Source organism: Paenibacillus sp. BK720, assembly GCF_011761545.1.
GTDB lineage: Bacteria > Bacillota > Bacilli > Paenibacillales > Paenibacillaceae > Pristimantibacillus.
Genome location: NZ_JAASRQ010000001.1, coordinates 830,944 through 849,550, shown reverse-complemented (window position 1 = coordinate 849,550; position 18,607 = coordinate 830,944). Strand labels below are relative to the sequence as shown.

Here is an 18,607-nt window from a genome sequence, read left to right as displayed (position 1 = left end):
ATATAATCAAACTTGTAAAGAGAAACAACCTTTTGACAAAAATGGGGAGGTTAACAAAATGAAAAGGCTTTCTATTTTTCTCGCCGCGGCGATCCTGACTTTGACAGCAGCCGGCTGTGGCAACAACGGCAACAACGGCAATAATTCGGGCTCCGAAGCAAGCAATAAGCCTGCCGAATCCGCCAATGCGACAACGGAGGCTTCCACGGCTCCAAAGAAAGACGTAAAAATCAAAGTATTTCAGTTCAAAGTGGAAATTGCCGACGCGCTTAACCGCATGGCTGAAGAATATGAGAAAGAGACCGGCGTTAAAGTCGAAGTCGAAACGCATGGCGGCGGCGAAGACTACAATGCCCTGCTCAAGGCTGAAATCGCTTCCGGCTCCGAGCCGGAGATCTTTAACTCCGAAGGCTACGCGGCGCTTGAAGCTTACTATGACCGCGCGACGGACTTGTCCGGCGAGCCGTGGGCGAAAGACGTTATTCCGGCAGCGGCCGGTCCTGCCCAAGTGGACGGCAAGCTGCTCGGCATGCCGATGAACATCGAAGGCTACGGCATTTTCTACAACAAGGATTTGTTCGAGAAAGCCGGCATCACTACTCTTCCCAAGACGTTGACCGAGCTTGAAGATGCAGCGAAAAAGCTGCAAGCGGCCGGCATCACGCCATTCTCGACAACAAACGAATGGTGGTCGATCGGTCACCACACGATCAACGTTGGTCTCGCCGAGCAGCCGGATCCAATCGCCTTCATTAACGGAACAAAAGACGGCAGCGCAAACTTCAAAGACAACGATGTCTTCAAGAAATGGATTAATTACGTTGACGTGGTCTTCAAATACAGCCAAAAAGACAAGCTGACAACGGACTATGCGACGCAAGTGGCTAACTTCGCATCCGGCAAGGCAGCGATGATTCAACAAGGTAACTGGATCCAAGGCGACGTGGACAAAGTAGCGAAGCTGAACGTCGGCCTGCTCCCTATTCCGATTGACGACAGCGGCAACGCGCATATCTACACGGGTCCTGCTAACTTCTGGATCGTAAACAGCAAATCCAAAAACGCCGAAGAAGCGAAAAAGTTCCTGAACTGGATGGTTACTTCGGACACGGGCAAATCGTACCTGACAAAAGAATTCAAATTTATCCCTGCTCTGACCTCCATCAAGCCTACGGCGGATGAAATCGGTCAAATGGGCGTTGCCGTATCCGAGCAAGCAGCAACGGCCGGCGGCTGGCATTGGGGCCGTTACCCGGACGGCGTACCGCAAGGCTGGGGCGCTGCCATGCAGGAGTACCAAGGCGGATCGATTGACAAGGACCAGCTCCTCGACAAGCTGGAAAAAGCAATCCAGGATATCGTAGCGAAATAAACGGCAAACCGTGGTCTTGAGAGGTCCAAAGCGGACTTTTCAAGACCGCTTTTCTTTTTTGGGCCTATCGCAATTTTGAATTTGCCTCGGGAAAAGCTATAATGGGACTATCTGTACAATGAACGTAAGGAGACAAGCGGATGCAAAATGTAAAAATCTTTTCCGGCTCCTCGAACCGCCCGCTGGCGGAAGAGCTATGCCGAAAACTTGACGTTCCTCTAGGAGACATTGAGATCTCCAGGCTGGCAAGCGGAGAAATCAGCCTTCGTTACATAGAGTCGATTCGCTCGGCCCATGTTTATATCGTTCAATCCCTGTCTCATCCGGTGAATGAGCATCTCGTTGAACTTATGATTATGATTGATGCGGCCAAACGGGCTTCCGCAAAAACCATCAATATCATTATGCCTTATTACGGTTATGCCCGTCAGGAACGGAAATCCGCTCCGCGCGAGCCGATTTCCGCCAAGCTGGTTGCCGATGTCCTGACAACCGTTGGCGCCGACCGTCTCATTACGGTTGACCTGCATGCCGATCCGATCCAGGGCTTCTTTGAAATTCCGGTCGATCATATTACCGCCCTTGATCTGATCACGGATTATTTGAAGAGCAAAAACATCAAAAACCCCGTCGTTGTCTCGCCGGATGCCGGACGCGCAACAACGGCGGAGAAGCTGGCCAACTACATGGATTGTCCGTTCGCGATTATGATCAAGAACCGTCCAGCCCACAACACGTCGAAAATTACGCATATTATCGGGGAAGTCGAAGGCATGACGCCGATTATCATCGAGGATTTGATCGATACGGGCGGCACTATTATCAAGGTTGTGGAAGCCTTGAACAAGCGCGGCGCCAACGACGCCTTTATTTGCGCCACGCACGGCCTGTTCTCGGAAAATGCGCTCGAGAAGCTGACGCATCCTTTCATTAAAGAGGTCGTTATTACGGATACGATCGCGATTGACCCGAACCATTCGGACAAGTTTATCGTTCTGCCGATGGCGGATCTGCTGGCGAATGCTTTGCGGATCATTAATAATGGCGGATCGATAAACCGGTTGTTTAAGACGAAGCAGATGTGATTTAGTAGGAGCATGCTACAGGAAAACATCTTCTTCCGGTTGCTGTTGGTCTCGTGGGATTCCGAATGAAATTTATTAAGGTATTCCCACGAGACCAAAGGCAAGCGCTGCGCTCCTCCAGAAGATATTTCCCTTCCGCACTACTAAAATCACAAATGCTTCTTCTCACACCTGTTTATCGGGTGTGGGAGTGGGAAGTGGGAATATAGCAATAGCCCCGGAAATTAATCCGGGGCTTTTTGTTGCCTGAACCGGCTTACTTGGCACGGTAGAGGCCGTATTTCTTAAGGCTTTCGCGGATGGGTTTGGTGTCCTCGGTCAAGCCGCCCCCGCTGCCGTTCAGAGCGAGATCCACCTGCCAGGCGGTCAAGTCGGCGACGTTCATGGTCTCCATTTCCTCGAGGCTGAAGAAGCCTGCGCCGTCTACTTCCACGCCGTCCGGGCGAGGCTCCCCGTCTATGTACTCCATCTCGAAGGTAATGTAGACGTCATGCACCGAATGCGGCCGGTCGCGTATGCCGATAATTTTGGACACGATCGCGCGGACGCCCGTTTCTTCCCATACCTCGCGGGCAACCGAGCCTCTAATCTGCTCGAACTGTTCAATATAACCGCCCGGCGTTGTCCAATAGCCTTTCCCCGGCTCGTGGGCGCGGCGAACCAGAAGCACCTTGTTCTCTTTAACGACGCATGCTCCTACTCCGATGCTGTAGTTTCCCCAATGAACGAAGCTGCAGCTTGGGCAAGCCTTGCGGTCCTCCCCGCCAATCTCTCTAACTTCCAGCTTATCTCCGCAAGCCATACAAAAATTAATATTTTCCATCTGGATTTTCCCCCTCCGGCTTAATGGCAAACAATATAGAACTCATTATACCTTAGCGCAATGGACAATAGCCCTTATTTTTTATGTGAAACTAATGTACTTTTCAGCTTTGTTTAATCTTGGGAGAACATAATGACCATACTCCCTATTTGATATAGCTTGTCTCTTGGGCCCGTATCCCGAATGCGGGCCGCTTTTTTTTATTCTAAAACAAAAAGGACCGGTTTACAGAACCAGTCCTTTTATTTATTATTCGAATGGATAACGCAGTCCCCATTGACCGCGGATTTCGTCCATCGTCCGCATCAGCTGCAGGGTTTCGTCCAAAGGTACAACCTCGCTCTCAACCTTGCCTTCACGAAGATATTGTCCGGCTGCTTCGGCCTCGTATACATAACCAAGCGTCGTGCGGTCATCCGAGAACGTTTCTTCCGTACCGTCCGCGGCAACAAGCGTTGCGGATTTGGCATTAAAGAAGGAAGGAATTTTAATGGAGCCCTCCGTCCCCATTATGTAAGCATCGCTGCCCGAGCAAAGACGGATCGCCGAGCTCAGCATGGCGGTTCCGCCGCCTTCATAGGATAGCAGAATGCTGTTTTCCTCGTCTACGCCAGTTTCGCCGAGATGAGCGGTGCTTAGAATCTGCTTCGGCTTTGCGCCAAATAACATGGAAGCGAAGGATAGCGGGTAAATGCCGACATCCAGCAGCGCGCCGCCTGCCAGGGCCGGATTAAACAAGCGTCCTTCCGGATTAACGCCTGTACGGAAGCCAAAGTCCGCCTTCAGCAGCCGGACCTCGCCGATACGTCCCTCGGCGATCCATTCACGGACCTTGCGGATGACCGGCAGAAACCGCGTCCACATCGCTTCCATCAAGAAAATGCGGTTATCTCTTGCGTATTGCACGACTTCCTCTGCTTCTTTTACATTGACCGTAAACGGCTTCTCGCATAATACCGCTTTGCCTGCGCGCAGACATTTCAGAACATGCTCCTTATGGGACGGATGAGGAGTCGCGACATAAATAATGTCGATCTCGGCGTCGTTCACCAGCTCCTCATAACTTCCGTACGCGCGTTTGCCGCCGAATTTGCCGGCGAACTCTTCCGCTTTCGCCAGCGAGCGGGAGCCTACCGCGCGAAGCTCCGCATCCCGGGCAAAAGCCAAATCGCGTGCGAATTGGGAGGCAATCCAGCCGGCGCCAAGAATGCCCCATTTGATCGTTCTATTCTCCATTGTTTCCTACACCTCCAACCGCAGTATATCAGCAATCGCCCAGATGTGAAAGCGGTTAAAGGAGAAATATCCACGCTTAATTCTGCTGCCTGGAAATGAAAAATAACGTAAACCAGATAAACACAAAGCCTGCGATCTGGGCGCTAGTGATCACTTGGCCGAATACCGTCCAATTCAGGAGAACGCCTACCATCGGGAAGCTTAGCTCGGCGATTGTCGCGTAAGAAGCCTTGATCTTACTTAGACCTTTATAGTAGACAAGCAAGCTGACCAACCCCGGAAGCAAGGCCTGAAGAAGCAGATTAACGATAACGGCTACCAGGTCCGTCCCTTCCGCCAGCTTCCATGCCGCTCCTTCCGACCAGGTAATTACAAGCAGCAGCGGCAAAGCCAGCATAAATCGCAGGGATGTAACCGTCTCGTACTTCATGCTCCCGAGCAGATAACGTCCCATAACCGTCGATCCGCCCCATAGAGCAGCCGCGCCCAGCGACAACAGGCTGCCAACCTGGACAAATTCATTGACATGGCCAAAAGGAAGCGTAAAGCCAAACGTCAGCAAATAGGTTCCGACAATGGCAAGAACGAGTAAAGGTCCGATTTTTTTGGGCAGAAGCTCCTTCAATAAGATTCTTGCCATTACAATGGCGAAGAGCGGCTGCAGCTTCTGCAGCAGCAGAACCGCATTGGGATTGCCGTGAACCAGACCTTGCGTGAAAAGAATCGTGGCAAGCGCCGAGCCGCCCCACGAGACAAACAGCAATGCGCCAAGCTGGCGGAGACGAACGCCGCGTAGATCCGCACGGAACTTCCATAACACGGGAGCTGCGGCAATGAACAAAATGATATGCTCCAGCAGAACGATCTGGGTAGAGGTTAAGGTTTTCAGTAAGATAATGCGGAATACCGGATCCACGCCCCATAGCGCTGCTCCAAGGACAACCAGCCAAAACTCCGGCCGAACGGGAGATTTGGTGCGGATAAGTGGTGATGCGGTAACATTGCTCATAATAAGTACCCTTTCTGAATACAGGACGGAGCAAGCGTTACGGCTGCGCCTTCAGCCGGAAGGTCAGCAGTCGGTTTCGCTCAAATAAAAAGCCCCGATCCGCTTGGTTATACGCGAATCGGGGCCAACTCAAATAAACATGCATATCGGCGGTTTTCCGCCTTCTGCAGGCTTACTTCAGCGATCTTCTATCATCCGGACTATACCGTCGGCCTTGGAGTCGCACCAAGTCAGTCCCCTTGCTGTTTGTCAGCTCAGGGAGTCGCGGGCTTTGTTATCCTGCCAGGCAGGGATTAACGATTACCGCCGGTCAGGAGTTTCACCCTGCCCCGAAGATCCTTATTCCATTAAATTTTTAAAATGATTGGATTGAGTATAACGCTGTTTTTCCGAGTTGTCTAGTGTGAATAGTCAACTTTTAACAATCTTGGATTAGACCTTTACTTGCAGGGCTTCCCGGACAATCGGCGCAACTTCCTTAGCAAGCAATCGGATGGATGACTCCACCTGTGCGGCAGGCATGCCTCCAATGTCCATCTGGGCCATAAAGCGGGAATGGCCAAACAGCCTGTGCTGTTCGATAATCTTCCGCGCGATCAGCTCCGGACTTCCAATCGCAAGCGAACCCGCAAGCTTCTCGAAATCCCCCCGCGAGAGCGGAGTTCCGTTCTCCTTGCCGCCCATGAACTGGGAATAGTATGCCGAATAGCCGGCATAAAATTCGTCCAGCGCCTGCTCGGTTGTCTTTGCAACATAGCAGTGGCCGGTAATCGCTACCCTCAGCTCTTCACTCCGATAGCCTGCTGCGATGCCCGCTGCCTTGTAACAATCTACAAGATGCTTGTATTTCGACGGTTCTCCGCCAAGCATCGCTAGTGCCATGCCCGCCCCATGCCGACCGGCCAGAGACGCGCTTTCCGCCGTGCTGCCTACGCCAACCCAGACCGGGATCGCAGACTGCGCCGGACGCGGTGCGATTTCAGCATTCTCCAAAGGACTGCGAAGACGGCCGCTCCATGTAATCCGTTCCGATAAATTGAGCTGCCTCATTAATTCAAGCTTCTCAGCGAACAATTCTTTATAGTCATCCAGCTCAAAGCCGAAGAGCGGGAAAGATTCGATATATGCGCCGCGGCCGGCGATAATCTCCGCGCGCCCGTCCGAGATGAGATCAAGCGTCGCAAAGTCTTCGAATACCCGTACCGGGTCCGCCGTCCCAAGTACCGTAGTTGCGCTTGTAAGACGAATGCGCGAGGTCGCCTGCGCGATTGCGGCAAGCAAAACCGGCGGCGAGGATAAAGCAAAGTCCAGACGGTGATGCTCGCCAACTCCGAATACGTCAATGCCCGCCTCATCCGCAACTTTGGCTGCCCGGATAATTTCCTTCATTCGTTCTCCCGCGTTTTTGAGCCCGCCCGTACGGGGATCCACCGCAAGATCGCCTAATGTGTAAATGCCGAATTCAAAATGACCGTCATACCCTGATGATCCCATCCATATGTCCTCCTCAGCAATGCCACCGTGATCCGATAGTCTAATGATTGACATTGCTTCCATTCCTATTCATGTACGTAAAGTAAGTAATATACGTATAGTAAGTGAAGTATCTAGTAAGTAATTGTGCCTAATTATATAGCAAACGTCAAGCTTGCTTGCAAAAAAAGACCCTTCATTTATGACAGGGCAGCAGCATCTGCCGTTAAGCTTGGTTCGAATACCATTTTACGGTTCCGACTCCTCAGCGCCAAACCTGATGTTCGTCACCCTCTCAAACTTAGAGGATACGTTATCTATTATTATATGAAAGCCAGCTGCGAGGGTTCTTCCAGGGTAGGTCTCAAGAATCACCGCGAAAAATTAAAGGGATGAATAATTTTCAATTGACGTAAACGTTTGCATGATTTATAGTGATAACGAGCCAAATATATAACAAGCCTTTTGGCATGTTACTAGTTCGACTAGGCATGAGCCAAGGAGAGTATCCGCCCGAATGACGGCGGTGTCTTTTCTTGGTTTTTTTGTGCTCAAAATGGGGAATTTACTACTGAGAGGAGGGATTGACGTGGGACTCACGGGACAACTTCGGATCGATCGGATCGTTGGCAACAATGTCATCCTAACGATGGAGCCGAACTCATCGAGGGAATACGTGCTGTTTGGCAAGGGCATTGGCTTCTCATGCAAAGGCCGGAAGTTTATCGATGCCGAAGACCCGCGAATCGAGAAGCGGTACCGGCTGGACGACCGGGATAAAGCGCTGCATTACCATTCTCTGCTTGAGGAATTGGACCCGGAGGTGGTGCAAATCTCCGAGCAGATCATTGATGAGATTCGGGAACGGCTGGGAACGCCCGTCGATCCGAAAGTGTATTTCGCCTTACCGAGCCATATTCAGTTTGTCGTCTACCGGTTAAGAAACGGCATGGAAATCGTCAATCCTTTCCTGTACGAAACGAAGATGTGTTATCCCCAAGAGTTCAAAATCGCCGCCAAGGCAGCCAAGATGATCAGCGAGAAATTCGACGTCATTATCCCTGAAGATGAAATCGGCTTTCTTACGTATCACGTGTATTCGGCAGCAGGGTCCGTTACCGCGGGACAAATGGTTCAGCTGACGGAGCTGATGAACGAGATCGTAGAGCGGATCGAGGGCTGGCGGGAAGCGCCATTGTCCAAGAAGAGCTCGGATTATGCCCGGCTGATTATGCATTTGCGTTATATGATGGAACGAATTTTGCAGAATAAGGAATCTGAAAATCCGTTCTCCGCAGAAATTAAACACAAAATACCTGCCGAGCATCAGAAGGCGGAATTAATCGCGCAGATGATTGGAGAAAGACTAAACGTCAAGGTCTCCTCCGATGAGATTGGTTACCTCGCCATGCATTTGTACCGGTTGTTCCGTTCGGAGAATGCAGAATGAACATAGACAGACAACAACATGGATAGCAAGGAGTAGATCATATGAAATGGTTTGGCAAAAAATCGAATTCCGTTAGCGTAGCCGCACCGATTAGCGGCAAGCTTGTTCCGCTCAGCGAAGTACCCGACGAAGCGTTCGCGCAAGGCTTAATGGGCGAAGGCGCTGCAATCGAGCCGACGGAAGGACGCGTCATCGCGCCGTTTGACGGCGTTGTGAGCCATTTAATCGACACGCATCATGCCTTGATCATCGAGCATTCGTCCGGACTGCAGCTGCTTATTCACGTTGGCATCAATACCGTTGCCTTAAACGGCGACGGCTTCAAAGCCCTTGTAAAGACAGGCGATTCCTTCAAGGCTGGTCAAACCCTTCTCGAATGCGATCTGGACAAAATCCGCGATGCGGGTTATCCGGTAGTCACGCCGATCATCGTTGCGAACGAAGACGGCGCGGAGAAAGTGGAATGCACCTTCAAAACCGTAACTGCCGGAGATCCGGATACGATTAAGGTTGTTCTGAAAACCTAAACTATGGACATGGAGTGAGATAAGATGCTCGCATTTTTGCAAAAGATCGGTAAATCTCTAATGCTTCCTGTCGCAGCTTTGCCTGCGGCAGCCCTCTTATTGCGTTTCGGCAACATCGATTATGTAAAGGATTTCGGATTCGGCCAGTTCGGCGACTTCCTCAACCATTATATCGCTCCGTTCCTTGCGGCGGGCGGCTCCGCGATTTTTGACAACCTGCCTCTCATCTTCGCGATCGGCGTTGCGATCGGGATGGCCGGCGATGCGGTTGCAACGCTTGCCGCCGTTATTGCGTATCTTGTTCTGACAAACGTGCTGGGCAAAATCCCAACCGTATTCACGGGTCTCGTGGATAAAGACACAACGCTTAACATGGGTGTACTGGGCGGTATCATTGCGGGTCTTGTCGCTTCCTACTTCTATAACAAGTACCACGACATTAAGCTGCCGGATTGGCTCGGCTTCTTTGGCGGCAAACGTTTTGTTCCGATTATCACCTCGTTTGCGATGGTTATCGTCGGTCTGATCTTTGGTCTCATCTGGGGGCCCGTCCAATCGTGGCTCGATACGTTCGGACGCTGGATTGTTGATCTTGGCGGCGTCGGCGCGTTTATCTTCATGACGGCCAACCGTTTGCTTATTCCATTCGGTCTGCACCATGTTATCAACGCGATCGCCTGGTTCCAAATCGGCGATTACACGGATGCTGCAGGCAACGTGGTTCACGGCGACCTGCACCGCTTCTTTGCAGGAGACCCGACTGCAGGCATGTTCATGACAGGCTTCTTCCCGATCATGATGTTCGCTCTTCCGGCTGCCGCCTTCGCGATTATTCATACGGCCAAACCGGAAAAGCGCAAGCTTGTTTCTTCGATCTTTATCGGTTCCGCTCTTGCTTCGTTCCTGACGGGTATTACGGAACCGCTTGAATTCGCCTTTATGTTCGTGGCACCGGTCCTGTACGTGATCCATGCCGTATTAACGGGTATCTCCGCTTGGCTCGTCGTTGAGCTTGGCATTCACCACGGCTTCGGCTTCTCGGCCGGCTTCCTTGACTACGCGATCAACTATCCGCTCTCGACAAAAGGCTGGATGATTATCCCGATTGGTCTCGTATACGCGGTAGTGTACTACGTCCTGTTCCGCGTCGTAATCGTGAAGCTGAACCTGAAAACGCCTGGCCGCGAAGACGATGATCTGGTTGAAGAAGGCGGCAAGGACGGAGCGCCGGCGGGCGCAGGCGACGATAAAGCGAGTCAAGTTCTCGCGGCGCTTGGCGGTTCCGGCAATATCGAGAGCATTGACGCTTGTATCACCCGTCTCCGTCTGATCGTGAAAGACGAGAAAGCAGTCAATGACGCTGAACTGAAGCGTCTTGGCGCGGCAGGCGTTATGCGTCTTGGCAAAGGCGCCGTGCAGGCGATTTTCGGTACGCAGTCGGAACGGTTGAAAGAACAAATCAAAAAACGCATGTAGTCAGATAAATAGGATGAACATTTGCTTAAACTTACGAAGTAAGAATTACGACGAATGGCCCAACAAGGCCATTCGGGCGGCAATTCCTTTAGGAGGACTTATGGTGGAGAAAGCATACGTGGTTATGAACCCGACGGGCGTCCACGCCCGTCCCGCTAAAAAAATCGTTGAAGCTGCTAAAATTTGCGAAGGTACGGTTTATATCGAGAAAGGCGGCCGTAAAGTCAGCGCAAAAAGCCTGGTTAACGTGCTGTCGATCGGAGCCAAGCACAACGATACGGTTACTGTCAGTGCCGAAGGAGAGAAAGCCGAAGCTGCGGTTGACGCTATTGGCGCTGTGCTGGCTTCTGTGGAAGCAGAGTAAGGAGGCACGCTAATGATGGCAACCGAGATAAAGGGGATCGCCGCGTCGGAAGGTTATGCAATCGGCCGGGCGGTTATCCTCCGCGAAGAGGCTGTTCCTCAAGGGGTAACTTATGTCGAAGCAGGCGAAGAAGCGGCTGAACTCAGCCGCTTAGATGCAGCTGTGGCGGCAGCGCGCAGTGAGCTTGAAGAGCTTCATGCCCGCATGATTGCCGGCGGGCGCGAGAAAGAAGCCGAGATTTTCGAAGCGCATCTGATGCTGCTCGAAGACGAAGAATTGATTGGTGCGGCACAGGAGCGAATCCGCGGACAACGCTACAAGGCGGAAGCGGCAATAAACGAGTCCGGCGAAGAAGTAGCGGCAATGCTCGCCTCCCTCGATGACGAATATTTGCGGGAGCGCGCGGCGGATGTCCGCGATGTCAGCCGCCGCGTCATCCGCAAGCTTGGTCACGACACCGACGCCGATGCCGTTCCGGCCGCAGCAACAGCTGCAACAAGTTCAAACGAGAAGTCTATCCTGTTCGCCTTCGATCTGACGCCGTCGGATACGGCTCAGCTGGATCCTTCGGTCATTGGCGGATTCGTTACGGCTGTTGGCGGACGCACCTCCCACTCCGCGATCATTGCCCGCTCGGTCGGCATTCCTGCGATTGTTGGCGCCGGAGACAAAGCACTGCGTATCGAGGACGGTCAGCTGGTTATCGTAGACGGCGCTGCCGGACTTGTTCTGGTGGATCCCGAAGACGAAGAGCTTGCCCGTTATCAAGCTTTGCAAGAACAGGCGGCGGGTCAGCGCGCGCTTCTTGAGCAATTCCGCGGACAGCCTTCGGTCAGCGCGGACGGACATCAGGTGGAGCTTGTGGCCAACATCGGCTCCGTGCAGGATGCCCGTCAAGCGCAGCAGCAAGGCGCCGAAGGCGTGGGGCTCTTCCGCACCGAGTTTCTGTATATGGGCCGTCCTGACCTGCCAACGGAAGAAGAACAGTTCACGGCCTACAAAGAGGCAGCCGAAGCATTCGGGCAAGCTGCTCCCATCGTTATTCGAACGATGGACATCGGCGGCGACAAGGAGCTGCCAAGCCTGCAGCTCGAGAAGGAAGACAATCCGTTCCTCGGCTACCGCGCGATCCGGATTTGTCTGAACCGTCCGGACCTGTTCAAGACGCAGCTGCGTGCCGTATTGCGAGCAAGCGCGTACGGAAATCTGAAGATCATGTTCCCGATGATTGCGACGCTTGGCGAATGGCGCCAAGCCAAAGCTCTGCTCGAGCAGGCCAAGCAAGAACTCAGAAGCGAGCATGTCGCCTTTAACGAACGGATTGAAGCCGGCATCATGATCGAAATCCCGGCAGCCGCCCAAATGGCGGACCGGTTCGCCCGGGAAGTCGACTTCTTCAGCATTGGCACCAATGACCTTGTCCAATATACGATGGCGGCAGACCGGATGAATCCCAAGCTTGGCTATTTATCCGATCCGCTCCATCCTCCCGTCCTCCGGCTGATTCATCTGGTTATCCGAGCGGCTCATAAGGAGAACAAGTGGGTTGGCATGTGCGGCGAGATGGCCGGAACCCCTATCGCGATTCCGATTCTGCTTGGCCTGGGACTAGACGAGTTTAGCATGAGCGCATCCGCCGTCCTTCCCGCCCGCGCCCTTCTCTCGCGCCTTGACCGCGCGAAGCTGTCTTCCCTCGCGGAAGCCGTGCTGGACATGGACGATGCGGAAGCCGTGCGGTCCTACGTGGAGCGGCAGGTTCCGGAGCTTCGGGTTTAAATCAATAAAGATGTAAAAAATCGCCCTCCTCTTTTCAGAGAGTTGGGCGATTTTTTTCTATTCTTCCTCTACAATGATCGTTACCGAGGCACTTGCTTGCCTAGTAGGACCGTTGTCGGATACGAGCGTTGCCGGACTTACAAGGACGGTATCTTCCTCCACCTCAGGAAGCACAAACGGGATCCGAATCGTCTCGCATGCGCCCGCCTCGAATTCCACAATACGTACCTCGATGCCCAGTAGCGGTGCGTTCAACTTTACGTTAAACAGAGAGACGTTCCCCGTGTTGCAGAACTTAATGGTGAAAACCACCGTATCGCCCGGTTTTCCGATTGACGGATCAACCGACTCGGTCAAGGATGCGTCAGGGATGGACTGCACCTCGATATCAACCTCTTTTTGCTGCTGAGGCGTTTGGTCGGAGAAAATAGTGACAATGTTTCTGAAGCGGGTACCGCCCCGTGTTCCAGGCGCGATTGGCAGCTGAAGGGTGAACACCCGTCTCTCTCCGGGCGCGAGCGACGGTATTGTCGTCTGGAAACGAAGCAGCGTATCGAAGACGCGAACATTGGTCAGCGTGTTATTGGTGACGTTCGTGACGGTAATGGTCTTGGTTACCGTCTCTCCGGGCTTCGGCAATTCCGGGGTTGCTTCGACTTCCAATTCCGGCAGTTCTACGGGATCAGCCACAATAACTCTTTGTTCATCCACAACAGGCAGGGAACCAGGAGGCTTTTCCGTCCAGGTAACGGTAACGCGATTCGCGATTACCGTTCCTTGCGTTGTTCCTGGCGGCACCGCGAACTCGAAACTCACCCTCTCCGTCCCGCCCGGCGCAATCACCGGAATGGTGAATGATTGACCGGTTAGCGAATCATTTACAACAACGTTGGTAGCCGGTATTACACCGGTGTTGATCACTTCGATTGTATATCGAATGGTATCGCCGGGTAATGCGGAGCTCCGGTCGGACCGTTTGCGAACGATAAGCGTTGTTTCCGGTCCAGGCGAAGACTCGACTTGAACCTCGGCAATGGTCTCAAGCTCCGGCGATTGATCCGACGATACGATAAACGTATTCCGGACGACACTTCCAACGACGGCGTCCAAAGGTACGGTGAACGGCAGCGTTAGAGTAATAGAACCGTTCGCCGGCAAGGTCGGAATTGTCTCAGAGAGCCCAAGCAAGGCATCGGTCAATACGACATTCGTCTGCGGCACGTTCAGCAGATTCGTAACCGTTAGCGTATACGTAATCGTATCGCCCGGCACAGCGGTATTGCGGTCGGCAACCTTTTGAATTTGAAGCGTCTGGCCCGGCGGTTCTTGTACTGTCACTTCCGCAACCGTCTCCGCTTCCGGCGATTGATCGGAAGCGGCTATGAACGTATTTCGGATCGTGCTGCCAAGCACGGCATCCAAAGGAACGGTAAACGTCAACGTCAGGCTGACGGATCCATTGGCAATGAGTAACGGGATCGTCTCGCTAAGCCCCAGCAATACATCCGTCAACACAACATTCGTTTGAGGTGTGCCAAGCAGATTTGTAACGGTCAGCGTATAGGTGATCGTCTCGCCCGGCGAGGCCGTATTGCGGTCGGCAACCTTGCGAATGAATAGAGCGGGTCCCGGCGGATTTTCTACGATGACCTCGGCAACCGTCTCTGTCTCCGGGGATTGATCCGAAGCGGCTACAACGGTATTGCGAAGAATAGTGCCGGGTAACGCACTCAAAGGAACCGTAAACGTAAAGGTCAGTGTTACCGTTCCGTTCGGCGGAAGTACCGGGATCGTCTCGTCTACACCTAGAAAAGGATCGATTAACCGGACGTTATTCTGGGGGACATTAAGCAGGTTCGTAACCGAAACGGTGTAGGCAATCGTCTCGCCCGGCGCCGCCGTATTGCGATCGGCAGCCTTTAGAACAAGCAGCAATGGGCCGGGAAACGCTTCTACAATAACCTCGGCTGCCGTCTCCTGTTCAGCCGATTGATCCGAAGAGACCCTGAATGTATTGCGGATAATGCTGCCGATTGCCGCATCGACGGGAACGGTAAACGTCAACGTAAACGTGACGGTGTCATTTGCGGGAAGTAATGCTATCCTCTCATTCAGCCCCAGCAGTTCGTCGACAAGAATGACATTCGTCTGCGCAATATTAAACAAATTCGTTACGGTTAACGTGTAGGTGATCGTCTCGCCCGGATGCACCGTATTCCGGTCAGGGAGCTTTTGAATTAATAATGCCGGCCCCGGCGGCAGTACAACGACAACATCGGCATTCGTCTCCTGCTGCGGCGATTGGTCCGATTCAACGATTAAGGTATTGCGGATAACACTGCCTTCCAATGCGTCCACGGGAACGGTGAGCGTCAGAGTCAGGGTAATGGTTTCGTTCGGTTGGAGGACAGGGACCGTTTCGCTTATCCCAAGCAGCGAATCGCTTAATACGACATTCGTCTGCGGGGTGTTTAACAAATTCGTAACCGTAAGCGTATAGGTGATCAGATCGCCCGGAAGGGCAATCGCTCGATCAGGCTCCTTCAGCAGCGATAGACCTACCCCCGTTACCGAGATAACGGATTCCGCTTCTTGAGGACCGGTCTCGGACGTTTCAACGGTCAGGAGGTTCACGATATCCGTTCCGATCGAAGCTTCCCTTGGAACAATAAATGAGAAGACATGGTGTCGAATCTCGCCTACTGCCAGATCGGGCACAAATTCATCAATGCCAAGTAGCGGATCGATAATGCGAATTCCGGTAAGCGGCACGTTGCCGATATTCTCCAGAACTACCGTGTAAAGAATCGTTTGCCCCGGCGCTACGCTTGACGTCTCCGGAAATTTGATGATGCCAAGCCTCGCATCGGCGAGTACGTTTACCTCCGCACTATCGAAGACGGGTTCCCCCGTTTGGTCGCTGATAGCCGAAGCCGTGTTTATATAGATTTGAGGCGGCATTTCAAGCGGAATGTCAAAGACGAAATCGATTGTTCTGCTCTCCCCGGTAAAAAGCACCGGAATGAAAAATTCCGATCCGGTAATATCATCGAATATCCGGATGTTCGTAAGCTCCACATTGCCCGAATTGATAACGGTGATGAAAAAACGAACGCTTTCTCCAGGAAACACGATATTCCGATCCGCTTCCTTAATCATCTCCAGTCTAGGAACAGGCAGCACTTCAACTACGGTTCCCACTTCCTCCGGCTGGGGCAAATTATCCGAGGTGATCGTCATGAAATTCGCGATGGACAGTCCAGCCTGCGCTTCGGGAGGAATTACAAACGGCCAATCTATATCATAGATACCGCCCGGCGGAATATCGCCGATAAATTGATCCAATCCAAGCAGCGGATCCACAATATGGACGTTTAACAAATCACTATCACCGTGATTTTCGACAATAAGGGTGAAAATAACCGTATCTCCTGGAAAGGCTGCAGGCGGATTTACTTTTTTGCTGGCGACAAGAAGCGGGGTTCCCGTCACAAGAACTTCCGACTCGGCCGTAAGAGGCGGTTCCGAGAATTGATCTGAGGTTACAAACACCGTATTGGTAATCGCCCCAAACGGCTGATCAAGAGGGACATTATATACAAATTGGACGATATGATTGGAGAACGGCGGAATGACGGGAATGACTTCGAATAGGCCAAGGAAAGGGTCATGAACAACCACATTCGTGAGTGTTGCCGCACTTGGATTTTGAATATCGATTGTGTAGACGACTTGCTCTCCTCTAGCCACTTCGAACCGGTCCGGAAACTTTTTAACTATCGTTCCAAGACTCAAGCAGAATCGCAGCACGAAGGCATCGCTGCCGCCACGCAAGAACGGTTGATACGCTCCCGGCGATACCGGAAAATTGAAAGAGGAAGTTTGACCGGTCAAGAAGATGCAATCCGAATTGTCGACAGCGACAGCATTGCCGACATCGCTTGCGTTGCCGCCCAGGTAAGTGGAGAAGACAAGCTCGTTGCCCATAATATTCAGCTGCGTAAGGAATGCGTCTCCCCCGTCCGCTTGGAATGGCTGGAACGCATCGGGAGTGATTGGAAAATTAAACGATCCCGTGCTTCCCGTCACATAAGCAAAGCCCGATCGTACCGCTATGCCATTGCCGGCATCGGACTCGCTTCCGCCGAGGAAAGTGGAATAGACCAAATAATTGCCGTCTGGGCTTAACTTCGTTACAAAAGCATCAGATGATCCGCCGCCGTAGAAAGGTTGAAAAGAATTGGGGGTAATCGGAAAATCATGCGAAGTTGTGCTCCCCGTAACGTAAGCCTGACCAAAGTCGTCTACCGCAATGCCGTTGCCCTCGTCATCTCCCCCGCCGGTCAGATAGGTAGAGTATAATAGCGATCCATTGTTGTTTAATTTGGACACGAATGCGGCAATTACCCCGGTTAATGAAATCTGAAAGGCTCCCGGCGTCGTTGGAAAATCTACCGAAGTCGTAGATCCTGTCACGTACGCGCTGCCGGCTCCGTCTACCGCTACGCTATGCGCCTCATCAAGCCCGTGTCCGCTAAGTAAAGCGGAATACTCAATGGCGCTGCCGGTCGTGTTTATTTTCGTAACAAACGCATGCTCATTTGCAATAAAGGATTGAACCACGCTCGTATTCGGAAAATTGGACGAAGAAGTTCCACCGGCAATATAGGCGTTGCCTATGCCGTCCAACGCAATGCCGAACCCGGTATCTACTCCCTCTCCGCCAAGATAAGTAGAATAAACTAAAGAGCCGCCGTCCGGACTTAGCTTGGTAACGAATGCATCTTGACCGCCGCTTAGAAAAGGCTGGAATACCCCCGGCGTTGTGGGGAAATCCGGGGAAAGAGTTTGCCCTGTAACATAGGCTTGACCGGATGCATCAACGGCAATGCCGCGTCCCTGATCTGAGCTGCTGCCGCCAAGGAAGGTTGAGTAAATAAGCGCGGAGCCTTCCGGATTTATTTTAGTGACAAATACGCTCGAAGAGCCGTCTTTAAAGGGTTGAAAGGCTCCCGGCGTGACCGGAAAATCCAGCGATAACGTTTGACCGGTCACATAGGCATTGTCCTGACCATCTACCGCGATGCTAGAACCGATATCCGTATCGCTTCCGCCTAGGTAAGTGGAATAAGCAAGTGCCGGATCAATGATTAGTTCATAGTCCGGCCGATATTCTTCGCCAACCTCAAAGCCATAGATAGCAGCATCCTCCTGTAGAAGGAATCGGCCTGCCACTTGCACTTTCTGACCATCAATGATTTGGTGGCAAACGGGCTTCTCTTCTGTCAGAAGGCCAAGCGAGGTGCGAATGTGAAGATTTCCTTCCTCACTTAGCATGAGTCCTTCCGAACCCTGGTACTCAAATCGGATATCGCTGATTCTAGCGCCGGGCTTTACCGCAACATCATACTTGAAATTCCCTTTATCTTCATAGAAGACCAAGTCGATCCCAGGCCACAGCTCACGATACATAATTTCCTTGTAAGCCGAAAGGCCGGTATGCCACTTTCGAGGGTCGTTTCCGACAAGATAATGAACCTTTTCTGAAGTTTGATGAAGACCATCAAGGAGTACATCCTTGTTCGCATTAAGAAATCGGAGAGATAGCGCCATGCCTACCTGTTGTTCTTGCATGTTACCGGTGAAAACAAAAAGCACCTGATCAGAGGAGAACGCAATCTGGCTTCCGGACTTATTGGAATAATAACAAATGTCACCACGGGTTTGTCCTTCGTTCCGCACAAAGGTCCGTGGAGCGTTCCAGTGGCTCATAACGGCTTTACGCTTCGTTTCGATGGGTATCAACCTCTTCCCTCCTGTAATAGCAATCTATAAAACACTCAGTCATAACTGTATGCGCCTAACCTTTCTATATTGCTTTTCCAAATTGTTAAAAATATACAGCTGTCTAACAAGTGGCGGCCTGTTGAAAAAATAAGCCGTCCTGAAATGGACGGCTATATGAACCTTTTGCGCTCTCACTCGAAAATTCCCGGTGGCAGCAAAGTAAAAAGGG

The 18,607-nt window shown here is 52.1% G+C and carries 12 protein-coding genes and 1 riboswitch; of the genes, 7 read left to right on the top strand and 5 right to left on the bottom strand.

Annotated elements, in window-relative coordinates:
* Nucleotides 1-58 precede the first annotated feature (58 nt).
* Together FHT67_RS03585 and FHT67_RS03580 are read left to right on the top strand one after the other, a co-directional pair.
* Nucleotides 59-1,372, top strand: coding sequence for an ABC transporter substrate-binding protein (locus FHT67_RS03585; RefSeq protein WP_167195766.1), 1,314 nt, complete (start codon nucleotides 59-61; stop codon nucleotides 1,370-1,372).
* A gap of 140 nt (nucleotides 1,373-1,512) precedes the next feature.
* Nucleotides 1,513-2,457: a ribose-phosphate diphosphokinase gene (locus FHT67_RS03580; protein ID WP_132303994.1), complete on the top strand. Its 945-nt coding sequence runs from the start codon at nucleotides 1,513-1,515 to the stop codon at nucleotides 2,455-2,457.
* A gap of 256 nt (nucleotides 2,458-2,713) precedes the next feature.
* Here the strand turns inward: FHT67_RS03580 and FHT67_RS03575 are convergent, their stop codons facing one another.
* From FHT67_RS03575 to FHT67_RS03560, 4 genes are all read right to left on the bottom strand, one after another.
* Nucleotides 2,714-3,280, bottom strand: a complete 567-nt coding sequence (locus tag FHT67_RS03575) for an NUDIX domain-containing protein (RefSeq protein ID WP_167195763.1) — start codon at nucleotides 3,278-3,280, stop codon at nucleotides 2,714-2,716.
* 249 nt (nucleotides 3,281-3,529) lie between these two features.
* Nucleotides 3,530-4,516, bottom strand: a complete 987-nt coding sequence (locus FHT67_RS03570) for a Gfo/Idh/MocA family protein (protein WP_167195760.1) — start codon at nucleotides 4,514-4,516, stop codon at nucleotides 3,530-3,532.
* Nucleotides 4,517-4,592: 76 nt separating this feature from the next.
* Nucleotides 4,593-5,525 carry a DMT family transporter gene (locus tag FHT67_RS03565; RefSeq protein WP_167195757.1) on the bottom strand — a complete coding sequence of 311 codons (933 nt, stop codon included), beginning with the start codon at nucleotides 5,523-5,525 and terminating at the stop codon, nucleotides 4,593-4,595.
* Between the two features lie 179 nt (nucleotides 5,526-5,704).
* A riboswitch (FMN riboswitch) is annotated at nucleotides 5,705-5,866 on the bottom strand.
* 91 nt (nucleotides 5,867-5,957) lie between these two features.
* A complete protein-coding gene (locus FHT67_RS03560) occupies nucleotides 5,958-7,019 on the bottom strand; it encodes an LLM class flavin-dependent oxidoreductase (RefSeq protein ID WP_167195754.1) in 1,062 nt (353 codons plus the stop codon).
* 535 nt (nucleotides 7,020-7,554) lie between these two features.
* On the opposite strand from FHT67_RS03560, the gene FHT67_RS03555 reads away from it, so the two are divergent.
* From FHT67_RS03555 to ptsP, 5 genes are all read left to right on the top strand, one after another.
* Nucleotides 7,555-8,448 (top strand): PRD domain-containing protein, encoded by an 894-nt coding sequence (locus FHT67_RS03555; RefSeq protein ID WP_132305274.1) that lies wholly within the window; start codon nucleotides 7,555-7,557, stop codon nucleotides 8,446-8,448.
* 41 nt (nucleotides 8,449-8,489) lie between these two features.
* Entirely contained in the window at nucleotides 8,490-8,975 is a 486-nt protein-coding gene (locus FHT67_RS03550; protein ID WP_132303984.1) for a PTS sugar transporter subunit IIA, read from the top strand.
* A gap of 24 nt (nucleotides 8,976-8,999) precedes the next feature.
* A complete protein-coding gene (gene nagE, locus FHT67_RS03545) occupies nucleotides 9,000-10,451 on the top strand; it encodes an N-acetylglucosamine-specific PTS transporter subunit IIBC (protein WP_127493934.1) in 1,452 nt (483 codons plus the stop codon).
* 100 nt (nucleotides 10,452-10,551) lie between these two features.
* A complete protein-coding gene (locus tag FHT67_RS03540; protein ID WP_207918095.1) occupies nucleotides 10,552-10,815 on the top strand; it encodes an HPr family phosphocarrier protein in 264 nt (87 codons plus the stop codon).
* A gap of 12 nt (nucleotides 10,816-10,827) precedes the next feature.
* Nucleotides 10,828-12,591, top strand: a complete 1,764-nt coding sequence (gene ptsP, locus FHT67_RS03535) for a phosphoenolpyruvate--protein phosphotransferase (RefSeq protein WP_167195751.1) — start codon at nucleotides 10,828-10,830, stop codon at nucleotides 12,589-12,591.
* A 57-nt stretch (nucleotides 12,592-12,648) separates the two neighbouring features.
* Here the strand turns inward: ptsP and FHT67_RS03530 are convergent, their stop codons facing one another.
* A complete protein-coding gene (locus tag FHT67_RS03530) occupies nucleotides 12,649-18,396 on the bottom strand; it encodes a DUF7507 domain-containing protein (protein WP_167195748.1) in 5,748 nt (1,915 codons plus the stop codon).
* Nucleotides 18,397-18,607 lie beyond the last annotated feature (211 nt).

Excerpts from the sequence above, each read along its gene's own strand:
- FHT67_RS03575 (WP_167195763.1), bottom strand. The coding sequence starts at position 3,280 with ATGGAAAATATTAATTTTTGTATGGCTTGCGGAGATAAGCTGGAAGTT.
- FHT67_RS03550 (WP_132303984.1), top strand. The coding sequence starts at position 8,490 with ATGAAATGGTTTGGCAAAAAATCGAATTCCGTTAGCGTAGCCGCACCG.
- FHT67_RS03555 (WP_132305274.1), top strand. The coding sequence starts at position 7,555 with ATGGGGAATTTACTACTGAGAGGAGGGATTGACGTGGGACTCACGGGA.
- FHT67_RS03560 (WP_167195754.1), bottom strand. The coding sequence starts at position 7,019 with ATGGGATCATCAGGGTATGACGGTCATTTTGAATTCGGCATTTACACA.
- FHT67_RS03585 (WP_167195766.1), top strand. The coding sequence starts at position 59 with ATGAAAAGGCTTTCTATTTTTCTCGCCGCGGCGATCCTGACTTTGACA.
- FHT67_RS03570 (WP_167195760.1), bottom strand. The coding sequence starts at position 4,516 with ATGGAGAATAGAACGATCAAATGGGGCATTCTTGGCGCCGGCTGGATT.
- FHT67_RS03540 (WP_207918095.1), top strand. The coding sequence starts at position 10,552 with ATGGTGGAGAAAGCATACGTGGTTATGAACCCGACGGGCGTCCACGCC.
- FHT67_RS03565 (WP_167195757.1), bottom strand. The coding sequence starts at position 5,525 with ATGAGCAATGTTACCGCATCACCACTTATCCGCACCAAATCTCCCGTT.
- ptsP (WP_167195751.1), top strand. The coding sequence starts at position 10,828 with ATGATGGCAACCGAGATAAAGGGGATCGCCGCGTCGGAAGGTTATGCA.
- FHT67_RS03580 (WP_132303994.1), top strand. The coding sequence starts at position 1,513 with ATGCAAAATGTAAAAATCTTTTCCGGCTCCTCGAACCGCCCGCTGGCG.
- nagE (WP_127493934.1), top strand. The coding sequence starts at position 9,000 with ATGCTCGCATTTTTGCAAAAGATCGGTAAATCTCTAATGCTTCCTGTC.